Origin of the sequence: Halorussus limi (assembly GCF_023238205.1) — an archaeon.
GTDB lineage: Archaea > Halobacteriota > Halobacteria > Halobacteriales > Haladaptataceae > Halorussus > Halorussus limi.
Genome location: NZ_CP096659.1, coordinates 1,927,722 through 1,950,995, shown reverse-complemented (window position 1 = coordinate 1,950,995; position 23,274 = coordinate 1,927,722). Strand labels below are relative to the sequence as shown.

Genomic DNA, 23,274 nt, shown 5'->3' with positions numbered 1-23,274 from the left:
AGGGTTGAGGGACAGTTGCCCTTCATCTGTTAGCACATCGAAGTTACTGGCTCAAAATTGGTTCCGGCCGGGGCAAATCTTTAGGGGGTGTGATACGATACCTATCCTGTATGGCAAATCTTGTCAGTGACGTGCGTGCCGTCGCGGAGGAGCATCCGGACGAGACCGCGCTCTCCTACCGGGGTCGAGACCAGACGTACGGCGAGTTCTGGGAGCGAACGGGGCGGTTCGCCGCCGAACTCGCCGACCGCGGCATCGGCGCGGACGACCGGGTGGCCGTCTACCTCCCCAACCTCCCGCAGTTCGTGACCGCGTTCCACGGCACGCTCCGGGCGGGCGGCGTCGTCGTACCGATGAACCCCCAGTACAAGTCGCGCGAGATTCGCCACCTGCTGGCCGACAGCGGCGCGCAGGCCGTGGTCACGCTCTCGGACCTCGTGCCGTTCGTCGAGGAAGTGCGCGAGGACACCGACGTGGAACACGTCGTCACCGTGGGCGAGGACGCCGACGCGGGCACCGACTTCGAGGCGTTCCTCGCCGACGACGACGACGCGCTCGCTGACCGCGCCGAGAACGCCGCGTTCGTCGACCGCGACGACGACCACGTGGCGGTCCAACCGTACACCAGCGGAACGACCGGCCAACCGAAGGGCGTGCAGTTGACCCACCGAAACCTCGCGTCGAACGCCCAGACCGCGGCGGGGTTGGTCCCGGACGGCATCCGGACCGACGACCGGCAGTTGGGCGTCCTCCCGCTGTTCCACATCTACGGCATGACCGTGGTGATGAACGCGACGCTGTTCAACGGCGGGGCCTACTACCCGCTGCCCGAGTGGGACGCCCAAGAGGCGGTCTCGCTCATCGAGGACGAGGACCTCACTCTGATGCACGGCGTTCCGGCGATGTACAACGACATCATCAACCAACCGAACGCCGAGGAGTTCGACTTCTCGTCGCTCCGGATGGCGGGCGTCGGCGGGTCGGGCATCCCGGTCGAGGTGCTCCGTCGGTTCGAGGAACTGTACGACGTGAAGATATACGAGGGGTACGGCCTGACCGAGACCAGTCCGGTGACTCACTTCAACAGTCCCGAGTCGGGCCGCCGGGTCGGGAGCATCGGCAAGTCGCTGCCCGGCGTCGACGCGAAAATCGTGGACGGCAACTTCGAGGAGCGACCCCGAGTCCCCGAGGGACCGGTCGACGAGGAGGAGACCGACCTCGACGAGATAACCGGCGAACTCGTCGTCGCCGGGCCGAACGTGATGAAGGGGTACGCCGGACTGCCCGACGCCAACGAGGGCGCGTTCACCGAACAGGACGGCAAGCGCTGGTTCCACACCGGCGACATCGGCTACTGGGACGAGGACGGGTTCTTCTACGTCGTCGACCGGAAGAAGCACATGATAAACACGGCGGGCTACAACGTCTACCCGCGCGAGGTCGAGGAGTTGCTCTTCGAACACGAGGACGTGGCCGACGTCGCGGTGGTCGGCGTCGAGGACGAGCGCCGAGGCGAGACGGTCAAGGCGTTCGTCGTACCGACGCCCGACGCCGAGGCGACGCCCGAGGACCTCAAACAGTTCTGTCTGGACAACCTCGCGGAGTACAAACACCCCCGCGAGGTCGAGTTCGTCGAGGAACTGCCCCGGACCACGACTGGCAAGGTCCAGAAGTTCGAACTCCGTGAGAAGGAGTCGGAGGCGGCCGAGTGACCGGGGAGTCGGTCACGCTCGACGTCGCCGACGGCGTGGCGACGGTCACCCTGAACGAACCGGACCGGCGCAACGCGCTCTCGACCGAGATGTCGGCGGGGGTGCGCGACGCGCTGGCCGACATCGCCGAGAGCGACGCCCGGTGCGTCGCCGTCGAGGGCGCGGGCGACGCGTTCTCGGCGGGCGGGGACATCGCCGCGATGCGCGAGCGGTTCGAGTCCGACGAATCTCTCGACGAGCAGGTCCGGCGACTCGAACGGACTACCAGCGAGACCGTCGCCCGCCTCGCCACCTTCCCGCTCCCGACGATTGCGAAGATAGACGGAGCGGCGTTCGGCGCGGGCGCGAACCTCGCCATCGCCTGCGACGTGCAACTCGCCAGCGACGACGCCTCGGTCGGGTTCGGCTTCCGGCAGGTCGGTCTCTCCATCGACGCCGGGACCTCCTACCTGCTCCCCCGAATCGTCGGCGAGAACGTCGCCAAGGAACTGGTGTTCACCGGCGAACTCGTCGGCGCCGAACGGGCGCTCGACCTCGGACTGGTCAACCACGTCTACCCGGCCGAGGAGTTCGACGAACGGGCCGACGAGTTCGTCGAGCGCGTCGCGACCGGTCCGACGGTGGCGCTCCGCCACGCCAAGCGCCTGCTCGGCGAGGGCCTCGACAAGTCGGTCCAGCGCGCGATGACCGACGAGGCGACCGCTCAGGGCATCGTCTTCGAGACCGACGACCACGAGGAGGGCGTACAGGCCTTCCTCGACGGCCGCGACCCGGAGTTCGAGGGGCAGTGACGTGACCGACGACAGCGACGACACCGACGACCCTCTCGCGGGGGTCGAACCGGGATTCGAGTACGAATCGACGCGAGAGGTCGGCGAGATAGAACCCCAGACGGTCGCCGACGGCGTCGAAGTCGCCGCCACGCCCGAGATAATCGGCGCGATGGAGCAGACCGTCTACGACGGGGTGGTGCCGAACCTCCCCGCGGGCCACCGCATCGTCGGCGTCCGCGTCGAGTGCGACCACCGCGCGCCCACGCCCGCCGGCGAGGAGATTCGCGTCCGAATCGAGGTCGAGGAGGTCGACGCCGAGCGCGGTCAGATAACCTCCAGCGCGACGGTCGAGGACGAGGACGGCGTGGCCGCCACCGGCCGAATGCGCCACGCGGTCGTGAACCGCGAGGCGTTCGCCGAGCGAGTCCGAGAGCGCGTCGACGGCGAGTTCGAGAACGCGAACGCGGAGTGACTGTCGCCGACCCGGACGTATTTTTGTTTCTCAAACACAGGAGTAGGAACTTGAGAAGACTGTATATGTTTCTCTCATCCGGATACGCAATCGGGCAGCGTTCTCCGGTCCGCCACCGGGAAACGACTCCTGCGTTCGGCGCCTCCAAACGGCTTATTGCGTTCGACGCCTTGGCACGACTATGACTGCCGACTGTACCTACTGCGGGAGCGACGTGAACGACCACGACCCCGTCTTCGTGGCCGAACGGCGCGGCGACGGGCGCGAATCGGCCGGGCGGTTCTGCAACTACGCCTGTCTGTCGGCGCACATCGACGAGGCGAACTTGGTCGACGGGGCGTGCTGTACCGTCGACCTCTGACTCGCGACGACGCTCAGAACTCGTCCACGACCGGGATGCCCATCGTCTCGAAGTCGCTCATCGCGGCGAGGCGGTCGGGCACGTCGTCGAGCGTCACCGTCTCGGAGACGACCGCGCTCGGGTCGAGCGTCCCCGCCTCGACCATGCGGAATATCTCGTCGTAGCGCGGGGGTTGCATCCCGAACGACCCGATGAACTCGGCCTCCTGCATCACCATCGCGTCGGTCGGGAGTTCGACGGTCCCCTGCTCCTCCTCGGAGGTCAACCCGATTTGGACGTGCTGGCCCCGGCGGCGGAGGCTCTGGACCGAGTTGCGACACGTCTCGGCGATGCCGAGCGCGTCCACCGAGACGTGCGCTCCGCCGTCGGTGACTCCCATCACGGCCCGCGGGACGTTGTCGCTCTCGGCGGCGTTGACCGTCGCGTCCGCGCCCAGTTCCTCGGCCTTCGCCAGTTTCTCGTCGGTGAGGTCCACCGCGACGACGTTCGCGCCGATAGCGTCGGCGATGTGGACCGCCGAGAGGCCGACCCCGCCGCACCCGTGGACCGCGACCCAGTCGCCCGCGTCCACGTCCGCCCGGTGGACCAGCGCGTGGAACGCGGTGACGAACCGACAGCCGAGTCCGGCCATCGCGACGGGCGAGACGCCGTCGGGGAGCGCCACCGCGTTCTGGTCGGCGACCGGGACGTGGACCTCCTCGGCGAACGCGCCCGGCGCGGCCTCGGAGAATCCCAGCGGCAGGACGTTCTCGCAGACGTTCGAGTGGCCGGTCTGGCACATCGGACAGGTGCCGTCGCTGAGGTTGAACGGGACGGCCACGTTGTCGCCCTCGCTGAGGCGGGTCACGTCCTCGCCGACCGAGATGACCGTGCCCGCGGGTTCGTGGCCCAGAATCTGGCCCTTCGGCGGTTTCGCGCCTATCCAGTCCCAGTCGCCCTGCCACGCGTGCCAGTCGCTCCGGCAGATGCCACAGGCCTCGGTCTCTATCACGACGCCGTCCGGGTCGGGCTCTGGTCGGTCAACGTCCTCGATTTCGAGGGGTTCGCCGTACTCACGTAACACTGCGGCGCGCATAGTCGGTAGCTTGCGTCACGGTACCACATAAAACTATGGCAGAGATGTAACCGACACCCGGGTGTTTGGTTAACAGTTTTCCAATCCCACCAAAAATACTTTTTATTGGAAGGTGAAGTGGGGATATGGCATTTCGATTGTCAGACGAACAGCGGGCTATCCGCGAGGCGGTCCGGACGTTCGGCGAGGAGGAGATACGGCCGGTCGCGAGAGAACACGACGAGGAGAAGAAGTACCCCGCCGACCTCGTCCGGAAGGCGGCGGAACTCGACTTCGTGGCCCCGTCCATCCCGGTGGAGTACGGCGGCGCGGGGATGGACACGCTGTCGGCCATCGTCGTCACCGAGGAACTCTGGCGGGCCGACCCCGGCATCGGAAGCGCCATCGGAAGCCGCGGGTTCGGGTCGAACATGATTCGCAAGTACGGCGACGAGTGGATGAAAGAGGAGTGGCTGACCCGCATCGCGTCGGGCGAATCGGCGTGCTGTAGCTGTATCTCCGAACCCGCCCACGGGTCGAACGTCGCGGGCATCGAGACGCGGGCGGAGAAGGACGGCGACGAGTACGTCATCAACGGCAACAAGATGTGGATTACCAACGGCACCGTCGCCGACGTGGCCGTGGTGATGACCAAGACGTCTCCCGACGAGGGCCACCGCGGCATCACCGCGTTCCTCGTCCCGACCGACGCGGAGGGGTTCCGGACCGAGAAGATAAACAACAAACTCGGCATCCGGGCCTCCGACCTCGCGGAGGTCATCCTCGACGACGTGCGGGTCCCCGAGGAGAACGTCATCGGCGAAGTCGACAAGGGGTTCTACCAACTGATGGACTTCTTCGCCAGCGGGCGAACCAGCGTCGCGGCCCAAGCGGTCGGCACCGCGCAGGCCGCCCTCGACGCCGCGCTCGACTACGCCGACGAGCGCGAGCAGTTCGGCCAGAAAATCGGCGACTTTCAGGCCATCGAGCACAAACTCGCGGAGATGGCGACCAACGTCGAGGCGGCCCGGTCGCTCACCTACCGGGCGGCGTCGTACGTCGAGGGCGGCGACGACCAGATGGCCACGCAGTTCGCCAGCATGGCCAAGCTATTCGCCAGCGAACACGCGGTGGACGTGGCAGACGAGGCGATTCAGGTCCACGGCGGCGCCGGTTTCGTCACCGACCACCCCGTCGAGCGCTACTACCGCGACGCCCGCATCACGAAGATATACGAGGGGACCAGCGAGATTCAGAAGAACATCATCTCGGACAACCTCCAGTAATGCCGGGACACGAGGAGTGGAGCGACCGACAGGAGTCCGCGACCGTGACCGTGGACGGTCACGAGTTGGAGGTGGCGTACTACGATAGCGAATCCGGCGGCGCCTCGGAGAACGCGAGCGGCGAACGCCGCGAAGACGCCGGTGAGTCGAACGACGGCAAACCGCCGGTCGTGTTCGTCCACGGCATCCCGACGTGGTCGTTCCTCTGGCGCGATATCGCTCCCGAAATCGCCGAGGACCGGCGCGTCATCGCGCCCGACCTGCTCGGCTACGGCAACTCCGCGATGGCCGACGGGTTCGACCGGTCGATACGCGCCCAAGAGGCGATGCTGGAGGACCTGTTCGACGAACTCGGCGTCGAGACATTCTCGCTGGTGGCCCACGACATCGGCGGCGGGGTCGCGCTCCGGTACGCGAGTCACAGTCCGGACGCGGTGGACCAGTTGGTGCTGTCGAACGCGGTCTGCTACGACTCGTGGCCCGTCGAGTTCGTCAGCGAACTCGGTCTCCCCTCGACCGCCGACCTCTCCGACGAGGAACTCGACGCGAAACTCGACTTCGCGTTCGCCGACGGCCTCTACGACGACGAGGGCCACGAGGAGTTCGTGGCGGGGATGAAAGCGCCGTGGCAGTCCGAGGCGGGGAAACTGTCGCTCTCGCGGAACGCGGTGGCGACCAACACCAACCACACCACGGAACTCGACTACGGAGCCATCACCGCCGAGACGCTGCTGCTGTGGGGCGGCGACGACGTGCTCCAACCGGTCTCGTACGCCGAACGCCTCGAAGACGACCTACAGGACGCGGACCTGTCGGTGCTGGACCGGGCCTACCACTGGGTCGTCGAGGACCGTCCGGAGGCGTACCGCGACCGACTCGCGTCCTTCCTGAGCGAAGGAGAACCCTGATAAAGCAGTCGCGGAAAGCCAAGACCATGACCGACGGAACGCAATCACCCAACTGGAACTTCAAGGACCGCGACGTCGCGATTCTGCGGGAGTTGACGCGGGACCCGCAACTGTCGTCGCGAGAACTCACCAGCATCCTCGCCGAGGAGTACGGCATCGAGGTGTCTCACGTTACGGTCAGCGAGTCCATCCGGGAGATGCGCAACGAGGGCGTGTTCCGGGAGGCCATCATCCCCAACGAGGAGTACTACATCTTCGGCCTGTTCGAGTTCAAGTTCAACCCCGAGAACTTCGAGGAGGGGTGGCGCGACGCGATGGAGTACATCCGCGACGACCCGCACACCCTGTTCTACTTCCTCTCGGACGGCGAGTACCAGTGGAAGACGGTGATGATGTTCCCCTCGCGACAGGACGAGTCGCGGTGGATACACGAGTGCTACAAGGAACACGGCGACGTCATCGCCAACATCCGCAATTCGGTCATCCACAACGTGCTGAAGTTCGGCACCGACCCCGAGATTTTCGACAGCCTGAACGGCGAACACGTCGAGTAGTCTCGTCGCCTTCTCGATGTTCCGTGATAACGAATCACTCGGGTCTGCAGTATCTTTTTCCCCGCTGAACCACTGTTCGTTCCTATGAGAACGACACTGTGGTCGGGGACGTTTCGCCAGACGGGGAGGGGGACGGCGACGTGAGCGAGCACGTATCTCCGAACGCCACAGCGGACCTCTCTCGGACCCTCGAAACCGAGTTCGACGCGTTTCAGTCGAGTCCAGCGCTCGACGGTCCCGTCGAGCGACTCGACGACCACGCCTGCAACGACCACTTCGCGCACATCTACGAGACGGACGACGAGCGGTTCGCCGCCGCCGTCCCGTTCGTCCGTCAGGGCCTCGAACGCGGCGAGCGCGTCATGTTCATCGTCGACGAAACCGACGAAGCCGAGGTCCGGGCGGCGGTGCGGGACGCCGGACTCGACGTCGATAACGCGCTCGATTCGGGAGCGCTCTCGTTCCACACGGTGCAGGAGACGTATCTCCGCGACGGGGCGTTCTCCCCGAACGAGATGCTGGAGTTCTACGCCGACACCGTCGCGGCCGCTACCGAGGAGTTCGAGGCGCTCCGTATCGTCGCCGGGACGACGTGGCTCCGGGACGACACCGCGACCGTCGAGCAGTTCATGGAGTACGAGTCGAAGGTCAACGACCTCTTCGCCGACGAGGCCTGCCTCGCGCTCTGCCAGTACGACCGCGGGAAGTTCGGGCCGGAGACCGTCCGGAACGTTATCCGGACTCATCCCCATCTCGTCTACGACGGGGAGGTCTGTCACAACTTCTACTACACGCCGCCCGAGGAGTTCTTCGGGCCGGACGCGCCCGTCAGCGAGAACGAACGGATGCTCCGGACGCTCCGGGACCGAACCGTGGCGGAGGCAACGCTCCGCCGGCGCGAGCGCGACCAACGAGAGTTCTACGAGATAACGTCCGACTCGACCCGGTCGTTCGAGGAGAAGATACGTCGTCTGCTCGAATTCGGGACCGAGCGGTTCGACCTCGAAATCGGCTACTTCACTCGCACCGACGGCGACGACACGTTCACCATCGTCGACGCCGTCGGCCCCAGCGAGCAGATTCGGCCGGGCGTCACGGACTCCATCTGCGACACGTACTGCGAGAAACTGCTCGCCTCGCCCGGTTCAATAGCCGTCCGAGACGCCGCGAACGTCGGGTGGAAGGACGACCCGGCCTACGAACGGTTCGGACTGGACGCCTACTTCGGGACCACCGTCCACGCCGGCGGCGAGGAGTACGGGACGCTGTGTTTCGCGTCCGAGACGCCCCGCGAGGAGCAGTACACCCGCGGAGAGCGGGCGTTCCTCGACCTGATAGGCCAGTGGATGGGCAACGAACTCGAGCGCCAACAGCGCGAGGCGTTCCTGCGCGAGAGCTACGAGATAACCTCCGACGGTAGTCGGTCGTTCGAGGCGAAACTCGACGCGCTGTGTGACCTCGGGTGCGAGCAGTTCGGTCTCGACCTCGGCGGACTGGCCAAGATAGACCCCGGCACGGACTTCTTCGAGATAGAGTTGGTCAGCGGCGACCACGACCACCTCGTCCCCGGAGCGCGCGCCAACCTCTCGGACACCTACTGCCGGGTGGTCGCCGAGGACGGCGCGGCGACCGCCGACGCCGAACCAGTCGCGGTCACCGACCCCGTGGCCGACGGCTTCGAGGGCGAACTGTGTTACGAGGAGTTCGGCGTGCGGACGTACTTCGGCACGTACCTCGAAATCGACGGGGACGTAGACCGGACGTTCTGGTTCGTCTCGAACGAACCGCGAGACGAACCGTTCACCGACACCGAGCGGACGTTCCTCGACCTCATCAGCCAGTGGGTGAAGTACGAACTCGAACGCCGCCAGCGCGAGGCGTTCCTGCGCGAGAGCTACGAGATAACCTCCGACCCCAACCTGTCGTTCGAGGAGAAACTCGAACGGCTGTTCGAGTTGGGACGCGAGCGGTTCGGTCTCGAGATGGCGGGACTGAACCACCTCCCGTCGTGGGACGGCGAGTTCCGGTTGGAGAAGGGGGTCGGTCTCGGCGTCGCCGACGACGAGGAACTCTGGTCGGACCCGGGGTACGGCTGTTTCTGTCGCCAGACCATCGAGAGCGAGGACCCGGTCAGCATGGCGGACGTGGCCGGCACTGACTGGGTCGAAGACCCGATTCATCAGGAGTTCGGACTGACGAGCTATCTCGGCACGAAGGTGTCGAGCGGAACCTCCCCGTACGGGACGCTCTGGTTCGGGAGCACGGAGGCGCGCGACCGCGAGTTCTCCGAGACCGAGCGCACCTTCGTCGAACTGATGGGCCAGTGGGTGAGCTACGAACTCGAACAGCGCGAACACGAGCAGTCCCAGCGAGAACTCTACGAGATTACGGCCGACAACGAGCTATCGACCGACGAGAAGTTCCAGCGACTGCTGGAGTTGGGGTGCGAACACCTCGACCTCCCCGTGGGGATGGTGACCCGCGAGCGGGAGGAGGCGTTCGAGATAAAGCAGATGCACGGCAGCCACCCCGACCTCGGAGAAGGGTCGCTCACGCCGCCGCTGACGGACAACTACTGCCGGAAGGTCGTCGATACGGGGAGTCCGGTCAGCGTCGCCGACGCCGAGGCCGCCGGGTGGGAGGGCGACGCCCTCTACCACGAGTTCGGCCTCGCGTGTTACGCCGGGGTGCAACTGACGGTGGGCGACGACGCCTACGGCACTATCTGTTTCACGGACCTCTCGCCGCGGGACGCGGCGTTCACCGACGCCGAACAGACGTTCCTCGAACTGATGGGCCAGTGCATGAGCTACGAACTCGAACGCACCCACCGCGAGGAGGAACTCGAACGGAAGAACGGTCGGCTCGAAAACTTCGCCAGCATGCTCGCCCACGAGCTCCGGAATCCGACCATGATCGGCCAGATTTACAGCCAACAACTACCCGACGAATCCGACTCCGAAGCGGTCGAGTACGTCACCGAAGCCTTCGACCGCATCGAGGACATGGTCGACGTGATGCTGGTGCTGACCCGGGGGCGCGAAGCGGTCGGCGAGCGCGCGCCGGTCGACCTCTCGGCCGTCGCCGAACGGGCGTGGGCGGACGTGGACGCGCCCGACGCCGAACTCGACTCCGAAATCGGCGACGTAATCGAAGCCGACGAGACGTACGTCGAACACCTGTTCCGGAATCTCCTCGAAAACGCCGTGGAGCACGGCGGGGCCGACGTGACGGTCACGGTCGGTCACCTCCCCGACGACTCCGCGAGCGAAGCGAGTGGAGCCTCGACGGACGAGTCCGTCGGTGGCTTCTACGTCGCCGACGACGGGGAGGGCATCCCGGCCGAGGACAGGGACGCGGTGTTCGAAGAGGGGTTCACGACGAGCGCGGACAGCGGCGGGAGCGGAATCGGGTTGGCGTTCGTCCGGAAACTCGCGGCGGTGTACGGGTGGGAGTACGCCGTCACCGAGAGCGAGGCCGGCGGCGCGCGATTCGAGTTCACGGGCGTCCAGTCCGCCTCTCAGGAGTGAGCGCGGGGAGAACAAGCCGGTGAGCGCCGCGCGGCCGTCTCGAACGGTCGTCCCGCGGCGCTTCCGCCGTCGCCTACTTCACCAGCGAGAGCAGTTCGCACGACAGCACCGTCTCGTCGCGCTGGTTCAGCACCTCGGCGTCGTACCGGACGACGCCGCTCGCGGTCGGATGGTCCTTCGGGTCCTTCTCGACCAGTTCCATCTCGACGCGAATCGTGTCGCCGAACTCGACCGGCGCGGTGAACCGGAGTCGGTCCACGCCGTAGAACGCCACCACGTCGGCGCGCCGGTCGCTGGCGCGGCGCGCCAGTCCGGTCATCATCGAGAACACGAGCGCGCCGTGGGCCACGCGCCCGCCGAAGTCGGACGCCTCGGCCTCGGTCCGACTCGTGTGGAGGGGGTTGAAGTCGCCGCTCACGCCCGCGAAGTTGGTCACGTCGGCCTCGGTGACGGTCCGGGACGGGGTGGTAATCCGGCGGCCCACGTCGAGTTCGTCGAACGACAGCGTCACGTCTCTCCCTCCCGGAACAGCCGATAGCTCGCGCGTCCGACCGCGACTTCGGTCGCCCCCTCGCCGTCGGGTCGCTCGCTCGTGACGGTGACTTCGGTCACGCCCATCGACCCGCCGGCCCGCACCACCTCGGCCTCGGCCCGCAGGTCGCCCGTCGCGGGTCGGAGGTACGAGACGTTCAGGTCGGTGGTCGTGAGCGCGGCCTCGGCCGGGTCCTCGAACGTGGTCCGCAGTGCGAACCCGCTGGCGGTGTCCACCAGCGTCGCGGCGATGCCGCCGTGGACGACGGGGGTGCCGTCGGGGTCGGGGTTGACCAACTTCTCGTCGTACGGGACCGACATGACGAGTCGGCCGCGCTCGACCGACTCGACCGTCACTCCGAGCCACGAGAGGTAGCCGTGGCGGTCCACGAACGCCTGCATCTCGGCCGTCGCGTCCGCGGGCGAGTCGCCGCCCGCGGCGAACTCCTCGCTCATCTCACTCCCCGGTGAACTCGGGGTCGCGGTCGTCGCGGAACGCCGCGGTCCCCTCGCGCACGTCGTCGGTGCTCATCAGCAGGCCGAAGCCCTGACTCTCCATGGCGAGCGCGGCGTCGAGGCTGGCGTCCGCGCCCTCGTTCATCACCTTCTTGGCGACCTTCAGGCCGACCGGCGGCCCCTCCAGCACGTCCTCGACGAACGCCGAGACGGTGTCCTCGAACTCCGATTCGGGGACGGCCCGGTTGACCAGTCCCCACTCCTCGGCGCGGTCGGCGTCGATGCGGTTGCCCCGGAACACGAGTTCCTTCGCCCGGGTCTCGCCGAGCAGTCGGAGCAGGCGCTGCGTGCCGCCGCCGCCAGGGATGAGGCCGAGACCGATCTCGGGCGACCCGAACTGGGAGTCCTCGGTCGCGATGCGGAGGTCGCAGGCCAGCGCGAGTTCCAACCCCGCGCCGAGGCAGTAGCCGTCCACCTTGGCGATTACCGGGCGCTCGAAGTCGTTGACCGTCTCGAACGCGGGGGTCACGTCCATCGCGTCGGTCGGGTCCATGTCCGCGAACCCGCCGATGTCGGCCCCGGCGCTGAACGCCCGGTCGCCCGCGCCCTCGAAGGTGACGCACCGCACCTCGTCGGTGTCGACCGACGAGAGTAGGTCGTCTATCTCGCCCAGCAAGTCGCCCGAGAGCGCGTTCATGCGCTCCGGGCGGTCGAGTTCGACTGCGAGCAGGCCGTCCTCCGATAGGTCGTAGTTCAGCAGACGGTAGTCGCCCGGTCCGTCGCCGCCCGAACCGCCGTACTCGTGGAAGCCAGCGCCCGCTTCCTCGCCGGTCCGGCCCTGTTCGACCAGTTCCACGAGGTAGTCGTCCGGGTCGAATCGGTCCTCGCCGGTCTCCTCGCGGAGGGTCCGGAGTTTGTCGAGGACCGCGTCGAGACCGATTTTGTCCGCGCGCCGGCAGATGCCCTCCGGGAAGCCGAGACCGAGTTTGACTCCGGTGTCTATCTCCTCGGGCGTCGCCACGTCGTCGCCGACGAGTCGCGCGGCCTCGTTTATCATCCGGGCCTCGACGCGCAGGGTGTCGAACTCCTCGCCGTCGCCGGGTTCGTAGTTCACGCCCTCCCCGTCCTCGTACTCGTAGAAGCCCCGGCCGGACTTCCGGCCGAGTTCGTCGTTCTCGACTTTCTCCTCGGTAATCGGCGGAATCGGTCGGCCCGCCTCCTTCCGGACGTGGTAGCCCACGTCGATGCCGGTGAGGTCCGCGAGTTCGAAGGGACCCATCGGGTAGCCCCGGCGGTGGACCATCGCGGCGTCGGCCTCCCGAATCGTCGCCTCGCCGTTCGAGACCATCCACGCCGACTCGTCGGTGAACGGCCCGAGGACCGTGTTGACCACGAAGCCGTTGACGTCCTTCCGGACGTAGATGGGCGTCTTGCCGAGCGACTCCACGAACTCGTAGGCGGTCTCGGCGGTGTCGTCGGCGGTCTCCTCGCCGTAGATGACCTCCACGAGGTCCATCTTCACCGGCGGGTTGAAGAAGTGCATCCCGACCACTCGCTCGGGCCGCGAGGTAGCGGTCGCCATCTCGGTGATGCTCAGACTCGACGTGTTCGACGCGAGTATCGCGTCGTCGGGCGCGAACTCGTCGAGGTCGCCGAAGATGTCCTTCTTGAGGTCCATGCGCTCGGGCGCGGCCTCGACCACGAGGTCGGTGTCGGCTACCGCCTCCTCCAAGTCGGTCGTCGTCTCGATGCGGTCGAGTACCGCCTCGGCGGACTCGTCGAGGCGGCCCTTCTCGGCCAACTTCTCCAGACTCCACCGGATGTCCTCGTAGCCGTCGGCCACGAGGTCGGCCTCGATGTCGCGCATCGTCACGTCGTACCCCGCCATCGCGGCGACCTCGGTGATTCCGTGTCCCATGTTCCCCGCTCCGAGAACGGTCACGCGCTGGATGTCAGGAACTGTCATACGATACTCCGTTTCGTGACATGCCGCCTTAACTCCACCGGGAGAAAGTTATCTCTGTAAACCCATATTTGGAAAAGTCGAACAACGGTGGGGATAGAGATTTTAGAGCAGTGTTTGTTAACTACTGGCGGCCCGGGAGTCGATTCGCCGGTCGGTCGGTTCGCCGGTCGGTCGGTTCGCCGGTTTGTCGGTTCGCCGGTTCGCGCGGCGAGGTCACAGCGGTTCGTCGCCGTCGATGATGCGCTCGGCGCGCCGGGCGAGGTCCGGCACCCGGTGTTCCATCTTCGGATACATCGGGTCGTCGCTGTTTCCTTCGAGGTAGCGCCGGTAGAACATCTCGCCGAGCGCGGCCAGTTTGTACACCGCGAGCGCCCGGTAGAACCGGTCGTTCTCGTACTCGATGCCGGTCGCCCGCTCGTAGCGCTCGACGAGTTCCCGCCGGGTCGGGTAGCCCTCGGCCGCCATGAACGTCGCGGTCAGTTCGGGCGTGGCCGGGTCGGGGTCGCCGGGGTCGCGCCAGTACGACAGCATCCACCCGAGGTCCGCCAGCGGGTCGCCGAGCGTCGCCATCTCCCAGTCGAACACCGCGGCCAGTTCCGGCGGCGCGCCCGGCGCGAACAGCACGTTGTCGAGTTTGTAGTCGCCGTGGACCAGCGTCCGCTCGTGGTCGGTCGGGCACTCCTCGGCGAGCCAATCCCCGACCTCCCGGAGTTTCGGCACCGTCCGCTCGTCGGCGGTCCGTTCGAACGCCCACTCCAGCTGCTTGGTCCAGCGTTCGACCTGCCGCCGGGTGTAGCCCTCCGGGCGGCCGAACTCGCCGAGACCCACCGCCTCGTAGTCGACGGCGTGGACGGCCGCGAGCGTGTCGACCAACTCCTCGCCGACCCGCTGGCGGGCCGCCGGCGTCCCGAAGCGGTCGGGTTCGGCGTGGCGGAGGACGTCGCCCTCGACGCGCTCCATCACGTAGAAGTCGCTGCCGACGACCGAGTGGTCCTCGCAGGCCAGCACGGTCCCGGGGAGCGGGACCGCGGTGTCCTGAAGCGCGTCCATCACCCGGTACTCCCGAAGCACGTCGTGGGCGGTGTCGGCCGTCTCGCCCGGCGGCGGCCGCCGGACGACGAGTTCGCGGTCGCCCCACGTCACGAACAGCGTCTCGTTGGAGTGGCCCTCCGCGTGGTGGCTGACGGCGAACTCGTCGGCGTCCCCGAGACGGTCGGCGAGGTAGTCCCGGAGCGCGGGCCGGTCCACGAGTCGCTCGAAGTAGTCGCGTTCGGCGTCGGTCGCGTGACCGTCGTCTGTCGCGGAGTCGTCGTCGGTCGCGTGACCGGTCCCGGTCGCAGAGTCGTCGCGTTCGTCCTCGGTCGTGGCGTCGTCGTATTCTTCACCTGTCATGAGTTCGTCCTTCGCGTTCGGTCGGTGGCGGTTCCGACGGACCGCGCGCCGTCGCATCGGTCCGGCGTTTTCACGACGATTGTACGCGCAACTCCGGTAAAGAACTTACGAGGGTAATAGAATCGGGGAAATACTTTTACATCGTTGCGGAGAGGTTGGGCACATGAAGTACGACGACCCCGAGCGAGGCCGAGAGGTCGCCGAGCGCGTCCGAGAGTTCGTCCGAGAGGAGGTCGTTCCGGTCGAGCGCGAGTACCTCGGCGACGGGCCGGTTCCCCGCGACGATGTCCGCCGACTCCGCGAGACGGCGCGGGAGTACGACGTGTACGGCCCACAGATTCCCGAGGAGTACGGCGGTCTGGGGATGGACTTCCGCGAGATGCTGCCGGTCTTCGAGGCGGCCGGGCGGAGCCTCCTCGGCGCGACGGCCGTCCGGGCGAACGCGCCCGACGAGGGCAACATGCACACCCTCGAACTGGTGGGCACCGACGACCAGAAGGAGGAGTGGCTCCGACCGCTGGCCGAGGGCGAGGCCCGGTCGGGGTTCTCGATGACTGAACCCATGCAGGGCGCGGGGTCGGACCCGAAGATGATTCGCACGAGTGCGGAGAAAGACGGCGACGAGTGGGTCATCGACGGCCACAAGTGGTGGACCACGCAGGGGAGCGAGGCCGACGTACTGTTGGTGATGGCCCGGACCGACGAGGACGCCCACCCGTATCAGGGCTGTTCCATCTTCCTCGTGCCCGCCGACACGCCGGGCGTCGAAATCGTGCGCGACATCCCGCACCTCGGCGGCGGCCTCACCGGCGCGAGTCACGCCGAGATTCGGTACGAGGACGTCCGCGTGCCCGAGGAGAACCTGCTCGGCGAGGAGAACGCCGGGTTCGCCATCGCCCAGCAGCGCCTCGGCCCGGCGCGCCTGACCCACTGCATGCGCTTCTCGGGGATGGCCGAGCGCGCCCTCGACGTGGCGAAGGCCTACGCCGAGGAGCGCCGCGCGTTCGACGGGACGCTCTCGGACAAGCAGGCGCTCCGGTTCGAAATCGCCGAGGCCGAGACCCGCCTCCACGCGGTCCGCTCGATGGTCCGCCACGCCGCCCGTCAGATAGCCGCCGGCAACGAGGCCCGCATCGAGGTGGCGATGAGCAAGACGTTCGCGGCGAACGTCACGCAGGACGCCATCGACACCGCGGTCCAGATTTGCGGCGGCAACGGCATCGGCAAGGACCTGCCGCTCGCGGACTTCTACGAGAACGTCCGCCAGTTCCGCATCATCGACGGCGCGGACGAGGTCCACAAGCGCGTCATCGCGCGAAACGCCTTCGAGGACACCGACCGGAGCGAGGTCGAACACCTGCTCCGGTTCGACGACGAGTAAGAGCGCGCTGAGACCGGTCCCTCACGTTTTCCGACTCGCGCCGACGATGTCCAGTACCTCGCGGAGGTCCTCCACGCGGTAATCGACCGCCGGGCCGTCGTCGGCCCCGTACGCGACCGTCGCGAGTCCGACCTCCTTCGCGCCCGCCACGTCGTGGTCGTACCGGTCGCCTATCATGACCGCCTCGGCCGGCGCGGCGTCGGCTTCCTGCAGGGCGGTCTCGAACATCCGGCGGTCGGGTTTCGTCCGGCCGACCATCTGGGAGGTGGTTATCGAGTCGAACCGGTCACGGACCCCGAACGTCTCCAGAATCCGGAGTCCCTCCGCGGTGTCCACGTCGCTGACGACGCCGACGTGCAACTCGCTGTCGGCCAGTCGCTCGACGGCCTCGACCGCGCCGGGTTCGGGCCGCAAAATCTCGGTGGTCACCGCCTCGAACAGCGGTCGCCACTCGGACTCCGGTATCGACTGCCCGGCTATCTCGGCGACGGCGCGGTCGTAGGCGGTCCGGGCCGACCGGAACTCGGTCCCGTCGCGCTCCCGGAAGTACGACCCGACCGCGCGACGCCACGTCTCTACCGCGTCCTCGGGCGAGCGTTCGGGGGCGTACTCCTCGACCAGTCTCCCGACGAACGCCTCGTGGGCCTCCCGGACCGAGTCCGGGTCGAGGACGACGCCGCCGATGTCCCAGAACACCGCCCGGTAGTCCGTCGCCGGTTCGTCGCCCGGCACGGTCAGCGCTCCTCGCCCTCGACCAGTTTGAACTTCTGGACCTTGCCGCTCGCGGTCCGGGGCAGTTCCTCGACGAACTCGACTTCGCGGGGGTGTTTGTACTCCGCGAGGTTGTCCAGACAGAACTGCTTGAGGTCCTCGGGCGTCGCCTCGGTGTCCGGGGCGGGAACGACGAACGCCTTGACCGTCTCGCCCCGGCGCTCGTCCGGGACACCGACCACGGCGGCGTCCGCGACGCCATCGTGTTCGAAGAGCAACTCCTCGACCTCGCTCGGGTAGACGTTGTACCCCGCGGTGTTTATCATGTGCTTCTTCCGGTCGATTATCTCGTAGTAGTTGTCCCCGTCGCGCCGCGCGACGTCGCCGGTCCGGAAGTACCCCGCCTCGGTGAACGCCGCGTCGTTCGCCTCGGGCAGGTCGTGGTACCCCTTCATCACCTGCGGGCCGCGGACCAGCAGTTCGCCCTCCTCGCCCGGCGGGACCTCCTCGCCGCTCTCGTCTACTATCTTGCAGTCGGTCATCCGGAGCGGTTGGCCGATGGTGCCCAGTCTGTGCCCGAACGTCGTCGCCGCGCCGGTGTGGGTCGCCGCCGTCGTCTCGGTGAGGCCGTACCCCTCCCACGTGTCAACGCCCGCGACAGACTCGAACTCCTGCTGGACCGCGACCGGCATCTTCGCGCCGCCCTGTCCGGTCTCGCGGAGACTCGACAGGTCGTACTCGCCGAACGCCTCGTGGTTGACGAGGTCCACGTACATCGCCGCGACGCCGATGAACCCCGTGATGCTCTCCTGCTCGATGGTCCGCATGGCGTCCTCGGCGTCCCACTCGGCGGGGTTTCGCACGTACACCGCGCCGCCCCGAATCAGCGTCTGCCACGTCGAGTGGACGAAACCGGTGATGTGGTACAGCGGTAGGACGGCGAGACTCCGGTCCTCGTCCGGTTCCACGTCGACCAACTCGAACCCCGAGAACGCCTGCGCTCGGAGGTTGCGGTGGGTGAGCAGGACGCCCTTCGGTTGGCCGGTCGTCCCGCTGGTGTACGGTTGGAGTGCGACGTCGTTGCTCTCGCGTTCGACGGTGGTCGGGTCGCCATCCACGTCCTCGAACGCCACGTCGCCGTCCGAGATATCGTCGGGGTCGCCGACCGTGACGACGGTCGGACTCCGGTCTGTCTCCCGGAGGGCCTCGGTCAGGTGGTCTCGGAGCGCGACGTGGGTGACGACGACCGACGCCCCGGTGTCGGCGAGTTGGTGACCGATTTCGCGGGCCTTGTACTGGGGGTTCATCGGCGACGCGACCGCACCGGCCTTGAGCGTCCCGAGCGCGGCGACGACGTACTCGGGGCAGTTCGGCAGGTAGAGGAGGACTCGGTCGCCCGCGTCGGCCCCGAGTTCGCCGAGTCCGCCCGCGAACCGGGCCGTGCGGTCCCGAAGTCGACCGTGAGTGATTTCAGCGCCGTGCATCTCCAGCGCTAGTTCGTCGGCGTGGCGCTCCGCCGTCTCGTCGTGGAGGCGCGCGACGTTGCCCGAACGTGCGTCCTCGCCGAACGCGGACTTGTCCATGAGAGCTAATGACTAGCAACCTAAATCAATATAACGATTGCAAAACCGCGCCCACATTTATTAACGGCGGGCGAGTATTCGCTGTCGTAGTTAACAATGGTAAGGAACGCTATTGGCCGACGGACCGCGGAGGGTCGCGAATGAGAGATCAGTTCGGCGTCGGCGACGCCACCGCGATCGTCACGGGCGCGAGTTCCGGCATCGGTCGGACCATCGCCGAGCGGTTCGCGGCCGACGGCGCGGACGTGGTGGTCTGCTCGCGCGAGCAGGAGAACGTCGAACCGGTCGCGGAGGGCATCGAGGACAGCGACCGCGAGGGGAGCGCGCTCGCGGTGGAGTGCGACGTGACCGACCGCGACGCCGTCGAGGCGCTGGTGGACGCGACCGTAGAGGAGTTCGGCGGCATCGACGTGCTGGTGAACAACGCGGGCGCGAGTTTCATGGCCCCGTTCGCCGACATCAGCGAGAACGGATGGGAGACCATCGTGGACATCAACCTCCACGGGACGTTCCACTGCACGCAGGTCGCGGGCGAACACATGCGCGAGGACGGCGGCGGCGCGGTCATCAACCTCGCCAGCGTCGCGGGCCAGAAGGGGTCGCCCCACATGAGCCACTACGGCGCGGCCAAGGCGGGCGTCATCAACCTCACCTCGACGCTCGCGTTCGAGTGGGCGGGCGACGACGTGCGGGTCAACTGCATCGCGCCCGGGTTCGTCGCCACGCCGGGCGTCGAGAGCCAGATGGGCGTCAGCGCCGACGACATCGACCGCGAGGAGGTCGAGCGGCGAATCGGCACGACCGAGGAGATAGCCGACCTCGCCCAGTTCCTCGCAAGTCCCGCCGCGTCGTACCTCGTCGGCGAGACCATCACCGCGGCGGGCGTCCCCCGCATCATGGAGACTCCCGACGTGTAACGCCGCACGGGCATCGCGGCGGCGCCTGCGTCGAGGTAGATAAATCTTTCCCGCAGTTGCGCCGTCGGCAGTTCTGGGTGTTTTTATACGGGAATCGGGGGCGTAGCCCGCAGTGTACCGATGAGTCACGACATACGACACGACACGGACCCGCCTCGCGCCGACGGAGCGAGGCGGCAGTACCGACGCGTAGCCGACGGCGGAGGTAGACCATGAAACGCCTCTTCGAGAGGCCGGCCCGATTCGTCACCGAACACAGCCTCGTCGTCGTCGTCCTGATGCTCCTGCTGACGGCCGGCGTGGGCGCCGGCGTCACGAAACTCCAACTCTCCAGCGAGGCGACGGGGAGCGACGCGTTCGGCGACACGGAGGTCGCACAGAAGCAACTCTACATTCAGGACAACTACGCCCAGCGAAACGACAGCGGCGGGTCGCCGACCCCCGTCTACGTCCGCGACACGGACGGAAACGTCCTCTCGAAGTCGTCGCTGCTCGACTCGCTCCGGTACCAGAAGGCGGTCCGGAGCAACGAGTCGGTCGCCGGGGCGCTCCCCGACCGGGGCGGCGTCGTCGGCGTCTCGAACCTCGTCGCCAAGCGACTGGCCGGGAGCCAGTCCGCGTCGCTGAGCGACCAAATCGCGGCGCTCGAATCGGCCGGCGAAGCCGAAGTCGAGAGGACCGTGAAACAGACGCTCTCGGAGGGGTCGCCCGCGCTCGAACTCCTGCCGAAGGACTACGAACCGGGCACCGCGAGCGCGACGAGTCGCCGGATGGTCTTCCGGTTCCGGACCGCGGGCGAGGACGGTCAGCGGGCGCAGGGGACGCCCGCGACTCGCGTTCTCTACGAGCAGGCCGACGAGGCGGACGGTCACTTCACCACGGGCCCCCACGCCCAGAGCGTCTACCGCAAGCAGACTCAGCAGGACACCTTCGAGTTGATACTCCCCGCCGCGCTCGCGGCCATCTTGGCCGTCCTCGCGTTCTCCTATCGGGACCTCGTGGACGTGGTCGTCGGCTTCGTGGGAGTCGTCCTGTCGGTCGTCTGGATGTTCGGCATCCTCGGCTGGCTTCAGATTCCGGCCGGGTTCACGCTCATCATCGGTCCGGTCCTCATCGTCGGACTCAGCGTCGACTACGGGCTTCACGTCTTCATGCGCTACCGCGAGGAGCGCGGCGAAGGCGACGACATCCGCGGGCCGATGAGTCGGTCGCTGTCGTCGGTCGCCGTCGCGGTCGGTCTCGTCACGGTGACGACCGCGGTCGGCTTCATGTCGAACGTCACCAACGAGTTCGACCTCATCAAGGACCTCTCGGTCGGCATCACCCTCGGCGTCGTCTCGGCGTTCGTCATCTTCGTGACCATCGTCCCGGCGCTGAAGGTGAGCGTCGACAGTCTGCTCGAGCGAGTCGGTCTCGACCGACGAAAGCGACCGCTCGGCAAGACCAGACTCCTCGAACCCCTGCTGGGAAGCGGCGCCGACCTCGCGCGGAGGGCCGCGCCGGCCGTCGTCGTCGTCGCGCTCGTGGCGGGCGCGGCGAGCGGTCTCGCGTGGACGGAACTCGACCGCAAGGCGTTCCAGCAGGGCGACGACGGCGTCGCCGAGTGGAAACAGGACCTCCCCGAACCGCTCGCGTGGGAGGTCACGGAGTACGAGAAGAACAGCGCGTTCGTGGACGAGCGCTACCGGTCGGCCGACGAGAGCGACCGCCGAATCTCCCAGATTCTCGTCGAGGGCGACGTGACAGACCCGAAGACGCTCGAACGCCTCCGCGAGGGCCGCCAGCGCGCCGCCGACAGCGAGGTCGTCTTCGAGCGGTCGGGGTCGGTGCCGTTCGTCTCGCCGCTGACCGTCATGGAGTCGGTGGCCGCCCGCGACGAGGCGTTCGCCGAGACGTTCCGCGAGGCCGACACCGACGGCGACAGCGTGCCCGACCGGAATCTCCGAAAAGTCTACGCCGCGCTCTACGACGCCGCCCCCGAGGAGGCAAGCCGCGTAATCGAGCGGACTGCGAGCGGCGAGTTCCGGTCGCTCAGGATGGTCGTACCCATCCAACCAGACGCGAAGTACGGGACGCAGGCCGACGAGATGCGCGCCGTCGCGGCCGCGGTCGACGACGACGGCGACGCGCTGACCGCGACCGCAGTCGGCGCGGCGACCGTCAGCGAGGCGGAGTCGTCCCAGACCGCCGACAGCATCCTGACCACGCTGGTAATCGCGCTCGCCGCGGTGTTCGTCATGCTGATGGTCGTCTACCGAATCGCCGAGGGGAGCGCCTCGCTCGGCGCGATTACGGTGGTCCCCATCGCGCTCGTCACCGCGCTCGTCGTCGGCGGCATGTACCTGCTGGACGTGCCGCTGACCCTGCTCACGTCGCTGCTGATGAGTCTGGTCATCGGCCTCGGCATCGACTACAACATCCACATCAGCGACCGGTTCGCGCAGGAACTCGACGCGGGCCGGGACGCTTACCGCGCGCTCCGCGAGGCCGTGACGGGCACGGGCGGCGCGCTGTTCGGCAGCACGCTGACCTCGACCGGCGCGTTCAGCGCGCTCCTGCTGTCGCCCTCGCCCCAACTCAGGAGCTTCGGGACGCTGGTCGTCCTCGCGCTGTCGCTGTCGTTCGTCGTGGCCATCTTCGTCCTCCCGAGTCTGCTGTTGCTCTGGACGCGCTACGTCCACGCGACTCCCGAAGCGGTCACGGAGTCGCCGTCCGGCACCCCGGCCGGACGGCAGGACTGAGCCGCTCTCTTCTCCGCTTTCGCGGCCTTCTCCGTTTTCGACCGACGGGCTACGACCGGTCTCCGTCCCGCGCGTTCCGACCAGTGTACCGAATCGTCAGGAACCGCCGCCCGAACGCCCACATCTCGTGAGTCGCCTCGACGCCGGCGGCGTCGGGCGCCTCCTCCCGAGGCCGGACTCGGAATCGCTGGTCGAGCGGCAGGGCGAGGTTGCCGAGCGGCGTCGCCAGAAACAGCCCTTCGTCGCCGTCGGTCTCGTCGGACGACCCGCCGAGCGTGGTCAGTTCGAGGCCGTCGGTTCCGTCGGCCAGATTCTCGGGGCGGAGGACCGTGCTCAGGTTCGCGCCGGGGAGCGGGACGGCGATGTTGACGTACCGGGTGCCGCCGCGCTCGTGGTGGGCGTATATCGCCACGAAGACGGCGGTCCCGTCCCCGCGGGTCCGGACCCAGGCCCGCGCACCCGACCGGGGGTCGACGTCCGGGTCCACGCGAGCGAATCGGCTGTCGAGTTCCCGGACGCCGGACTCGCCGGGACCGGGGAGGTTCAACTGCTCGACGCGACCCGTCAGTCCGGCGGCGAGCGCCGCGCCGAGTCGGAACGGGCGGTGCCAGCGCACCTCGTAGGCGAGTTCGTAGTCGGCGGTGCGCTCGTAGAAGTTCCGGACCGCGGGGTGGACCGCGCCGGGGTCGAAGTCGGGCCCGGCGAACTCCCGCAGGTCGTCCATCTCACCCCGCACCTCGCCGTCCGCGACGATGCCCCGGCGCTCGGGGTAGTCCGCGCCGACGCGCCGCCCGGCGGTGAGCGGACTCAGCGGGACGCCGCGGGCGCGCGCCGCCGCGCGGCGGAGCGCGAACGCGAGGGCGGCGAACAGCACAAGTGCGACGGCGAACGGCGCGAGGGCCGACCGACGGAGGAGCGAATCGCGGAGAGCCATACCGGACGTTCG

Annotated in this window: 19 protein-coding genes; 11 read left to right on the top strand and 8 right to left on the bottom strand. The window is 67.7% G+C overall.

The window, feature by feature from the left end:
• The first annotated feature begins 110 nt into the window (after positions 1 to 110).
• From M0R89_RS10065 to M0R89_RS10050, 4 genes are all read left to right on the top strand, one after another.
• Positions 111 to 1,712, top strand: coding sequence for a long-chain-fatty-acid--CoA ligase (locus M0R89_RS10065; RefSeq protein WP_248648952.1), 1,602 nt, complete (start codon positions 111 to 113; stop codon positions 1,710 to 1,712).
• On the top strand, positions 1,709 to 2,503 hold the full coding sequence (locus M0R89_RS10060) for an enoyl-CoA hydratase/isomerase family protein (protein ID WP_248648951.1): 795 nt from the start codon (positions 1,709 to 1,711) through the stop codon (positions 2,501 to 2,503). Before M0R89_RS10065 ends, M0R89_RS10060 begins: the two co-directional genes overlap by 4 nt.
• Position 2,504: 1 nt before the next feature.
• Positions 2,505 to 2,957, top strand: a complete 453-nt coding sequence (locus M0R89_RS10055; protein WP_248648950.1) for a thioesterase family protein — start codon at positions 2,505 to 2,507, stop codon at positions 2,955 to 2,957.
• Positions 2,958 to 3,138: 181 nt separating this feature from the next.
• Positions 3,139 to 3,318, top strand: a complete 180-nt coding sequence (locus tag M0R89_RS10050) for a hypothetical protein (RefSeq protein ID WP_248648949.1) — start codon at positions 3,139 to 3,141, stop codon at positions 3,316 to 3,318.
• A gap of 13 nt (positions 3,319 to 3,331) precedes the next feature.
• Here M0R89_RS10050 and M0R89_RS10045 read toward each other — a convergent pair whose 3' ends face one another.
• Positions 3,332 to 4,393 (bottom strand): zinc-dependent alcohol dehydrogenase family protein, encoded by a 1,062-nt coding sequence (locus tag M0R89_RS10045; RefSeq protein WP_248648948.1) that lies wholly within the window; start codon positions 4,391 to 4,393, stop codon positions 3,332 to 3,334.
• A 125-nt stretch (positions 4,394 to 4,518) separates the two neighbouring features.
• Here M0R89_RS10045 and M0R89_RS10040 point away from each other — a divergent pair, with 125 nt between their 5' ends.
• The 4 genes from M0R89_RS10040 (at position 4,519) to M0R89_RS10025 (ending at position 10,650) form a co-directional block, all read left to right on the top strand.
• Positions 4,519 to 5,658 (top strand): acyl-CoA dehydrogenase family protein, encoded by a 1,140-nt coding sequence (locus tag M0R89_RS10040; RefSeq protein ID WP_248648947.1) that lies wholly within the window; start codon positions 4,519 to 4,521, stop codon positions 5,656 to 5,658.
• The gene (locus M0R89_RS10035; protein ID WP_248648946.1) at positions 5,658 to 6,566 is read left to right on the top strand and encodes an alpha/beta fold hydrolase; all 909 of its coding nucleotides are present in this window, start codon (positions 5,658 to 5,660) and stop codon (positions 6,564 to 6,566) included. The genes M0R89_RS10040 and M0R89_RS10035 overlap by 1 nt, the downstream gene beginning before the upstream one ends.
• Positions 6,567 to 6,592: 26 nt before the next feature.
• Positions 6,593 to 7,120: an Lrp/AsnC family transcriptional regulator gene (locus tag M0R89_RS10030; protein WP_248648945.1), complete on the top strand. Its 528-nt coding sequence runs from the start codon at positions 6,593 to 6,595 to the stop codon at positions 7,118 to 7,120.
• A 140-nt stretch (positions 7,121 to 7,260) separates the two neighbouring features.
• The gene (locus M0R89_RS10025) at positions 7,261 to 10,650 is read left to right on the top strand and encodes an MEDS domain-containing protein (RefSeq protein WP_248648944.1); all 3,390 of its coding nucleotides are present in this window, start codon (positions 7,261 to 7,263) and stop codon (positions 10,648 to 10,650) included.
• A 73-nt stretch (positions 10,651 to 10,723) separates the two neighbouring features.
• On the opposite strand, the gene M0R89_RS10020 is transcribed toward M0R89_RS10025, so the two are convergent.
• From M0R89_RS10020 to M0R89_RS10005, 4 genes are all read right to left on the bottom strand, one after another.
• Positions 10,724 to 11,161: a MaoC/PaaZ C-terminal domain-containing protein gene (locus tag M0R89_RS10020; protein WP_248648943.1), complete on the bottom strand. Its 438-nt coding sequence runs from the start codon at positions 11,159 to 11,161 to the stop codon at positions 10,724 to 10,726.
• Complete coding sequence (locus M0R89_RS10015) at positions 11,158 to 11,637, bottom strand: PaaI family thioesterase (RefSeq protein WP_248648942.1); 480 nt, start codon at positions 11,635 to 11,637, stop codon at positions 11,158 to 11,160. The genes M0R89_RS10020 and M0R89_RS10015 overlap by 4 nt, the downstream gene beginning before the upstream one ends.
• Position 11,638: 1 nt before the next feature.
• A complete protein-coding gene (locus tag M0R89_RS10010; protein ID WP_248648941.1) occupies positions 11,639 to 13,603 on the bottom strand; it encodes a 3-hydroxyacyl-CoA dehydrogenase/enoyl-CoA hydratase family protein in 1,965 nt (654 codons plus the stop codon).
• Between the two features lie 213 nt (positions 13,604 to 13,816).
• Positions 13,817 to 14,995 carry a phosphotransferase family protein gene (locus M0R89_RS10005; RefSeq protein ID WP_248648940.1) on the bottom strand — a complete coding sequence of 393 codons (1,179 nt, stop codon included), beginning with the start codon at positions 14,993 to 14,995 and terminating at the stop codon, positions 13,817 to 13,819.
• A 163-nt stretch (positions 14,996 to 15,158) separates the two neighbouring features.
• Between M0R89_RS10005 and M0R89_RS10000 the strand changes: the two genes are divergently transcribed.
• Entirely contained in the window at positions 15,159 to 16,376 is a 1,218-nt protein-coding gene (locus M0R89_RS10000; RefSeq protein ID WP_248648939.1) for an acyl-CoA dehydrogenase family protein, read from the top strand.
• Between the two features lie 21 nt (positions 16,377 to 16,397).
• Here the strand turns inward: M0R89_RS10000 and M0R89_RS09995 are convergent, their stop codons facing one another.
• Complete coding sequence (locus M0R89_RS09995; protein ID WP_248648938.1) at positions 16,398 to 17,108, bottom strand: HAD family hydrolase; 711 nt, start codon at positions 17,106 to 17,108, stop codon at positions 16,398 to 16,400.
• A gap of 2 nt (positions 17,109 to 17,110) precedes the next feature.
• Positions 17,111 to 18,670 carry a class I adenylate-forming enzyme family protein gene (locus M0R89_RS09990; protein WP_248648937.1) on the bottom strand — a complete coding sequence of 520 codons (1,560 nt, stop codon included), beginning with the start codon at positions 18,668 to 18,670 and terminating at the stop codon, positions 17,111 to 17,113.
• A gap of 140 nt (positions 18,671 to 18,810) precedes the next feature.
• On the opposite strand from M0R89_RS09990, the gene M0R89_RS09985 reads away from it, so the two are divergent.
• Together M0R89_RS09985 and M0R89_RS09980 are read left to right on the top strand one after the other, a co-directional pair.
• Positions 18,811 to 19,587 (top strand): SDR family NAD(P)-dependent oxidoreductase, encoded by a 777-nt coding sequence (locus tag M0R89_RS09985; RefSeq protein WP_248648936.1) that lies wholly within the window; start codon positions 18,811 to 18,813, stop codon positions 19,585 to 19,587.
• Between the two features lie 212 nt (positions 19,588 to 19,799).
• A complete protein-coding gene (locus tag M0R89_RS09980) occupies positions 19,800 to 22,328 on the top strand; it encodes an MMPL family transporter (RefSeq protein WP_248648935.1) in 2,529 nt (842 codons plus the stop codon).
• Between the two features lie 49 nt (positions 22,329 to 22,377).
• Here the strand turns inward: M0R89_RS09980 and M0R89_RS09975 are convergent, their stop codons facing one another.
• Positions 22,378 to 23,262 (bottom strand): hypothetical protein, encoded by an 885-nt coding sequence (locus tag M0R89_RS09975; RefSeq protein WP_248648934.1) that lies wholly within the window; start codon positions 23,260 to 23,262, stop codon positions 22,378 to 22,380.
• Positions 23,263 to 23,274 lie beyond the last annotated feature (12 nt).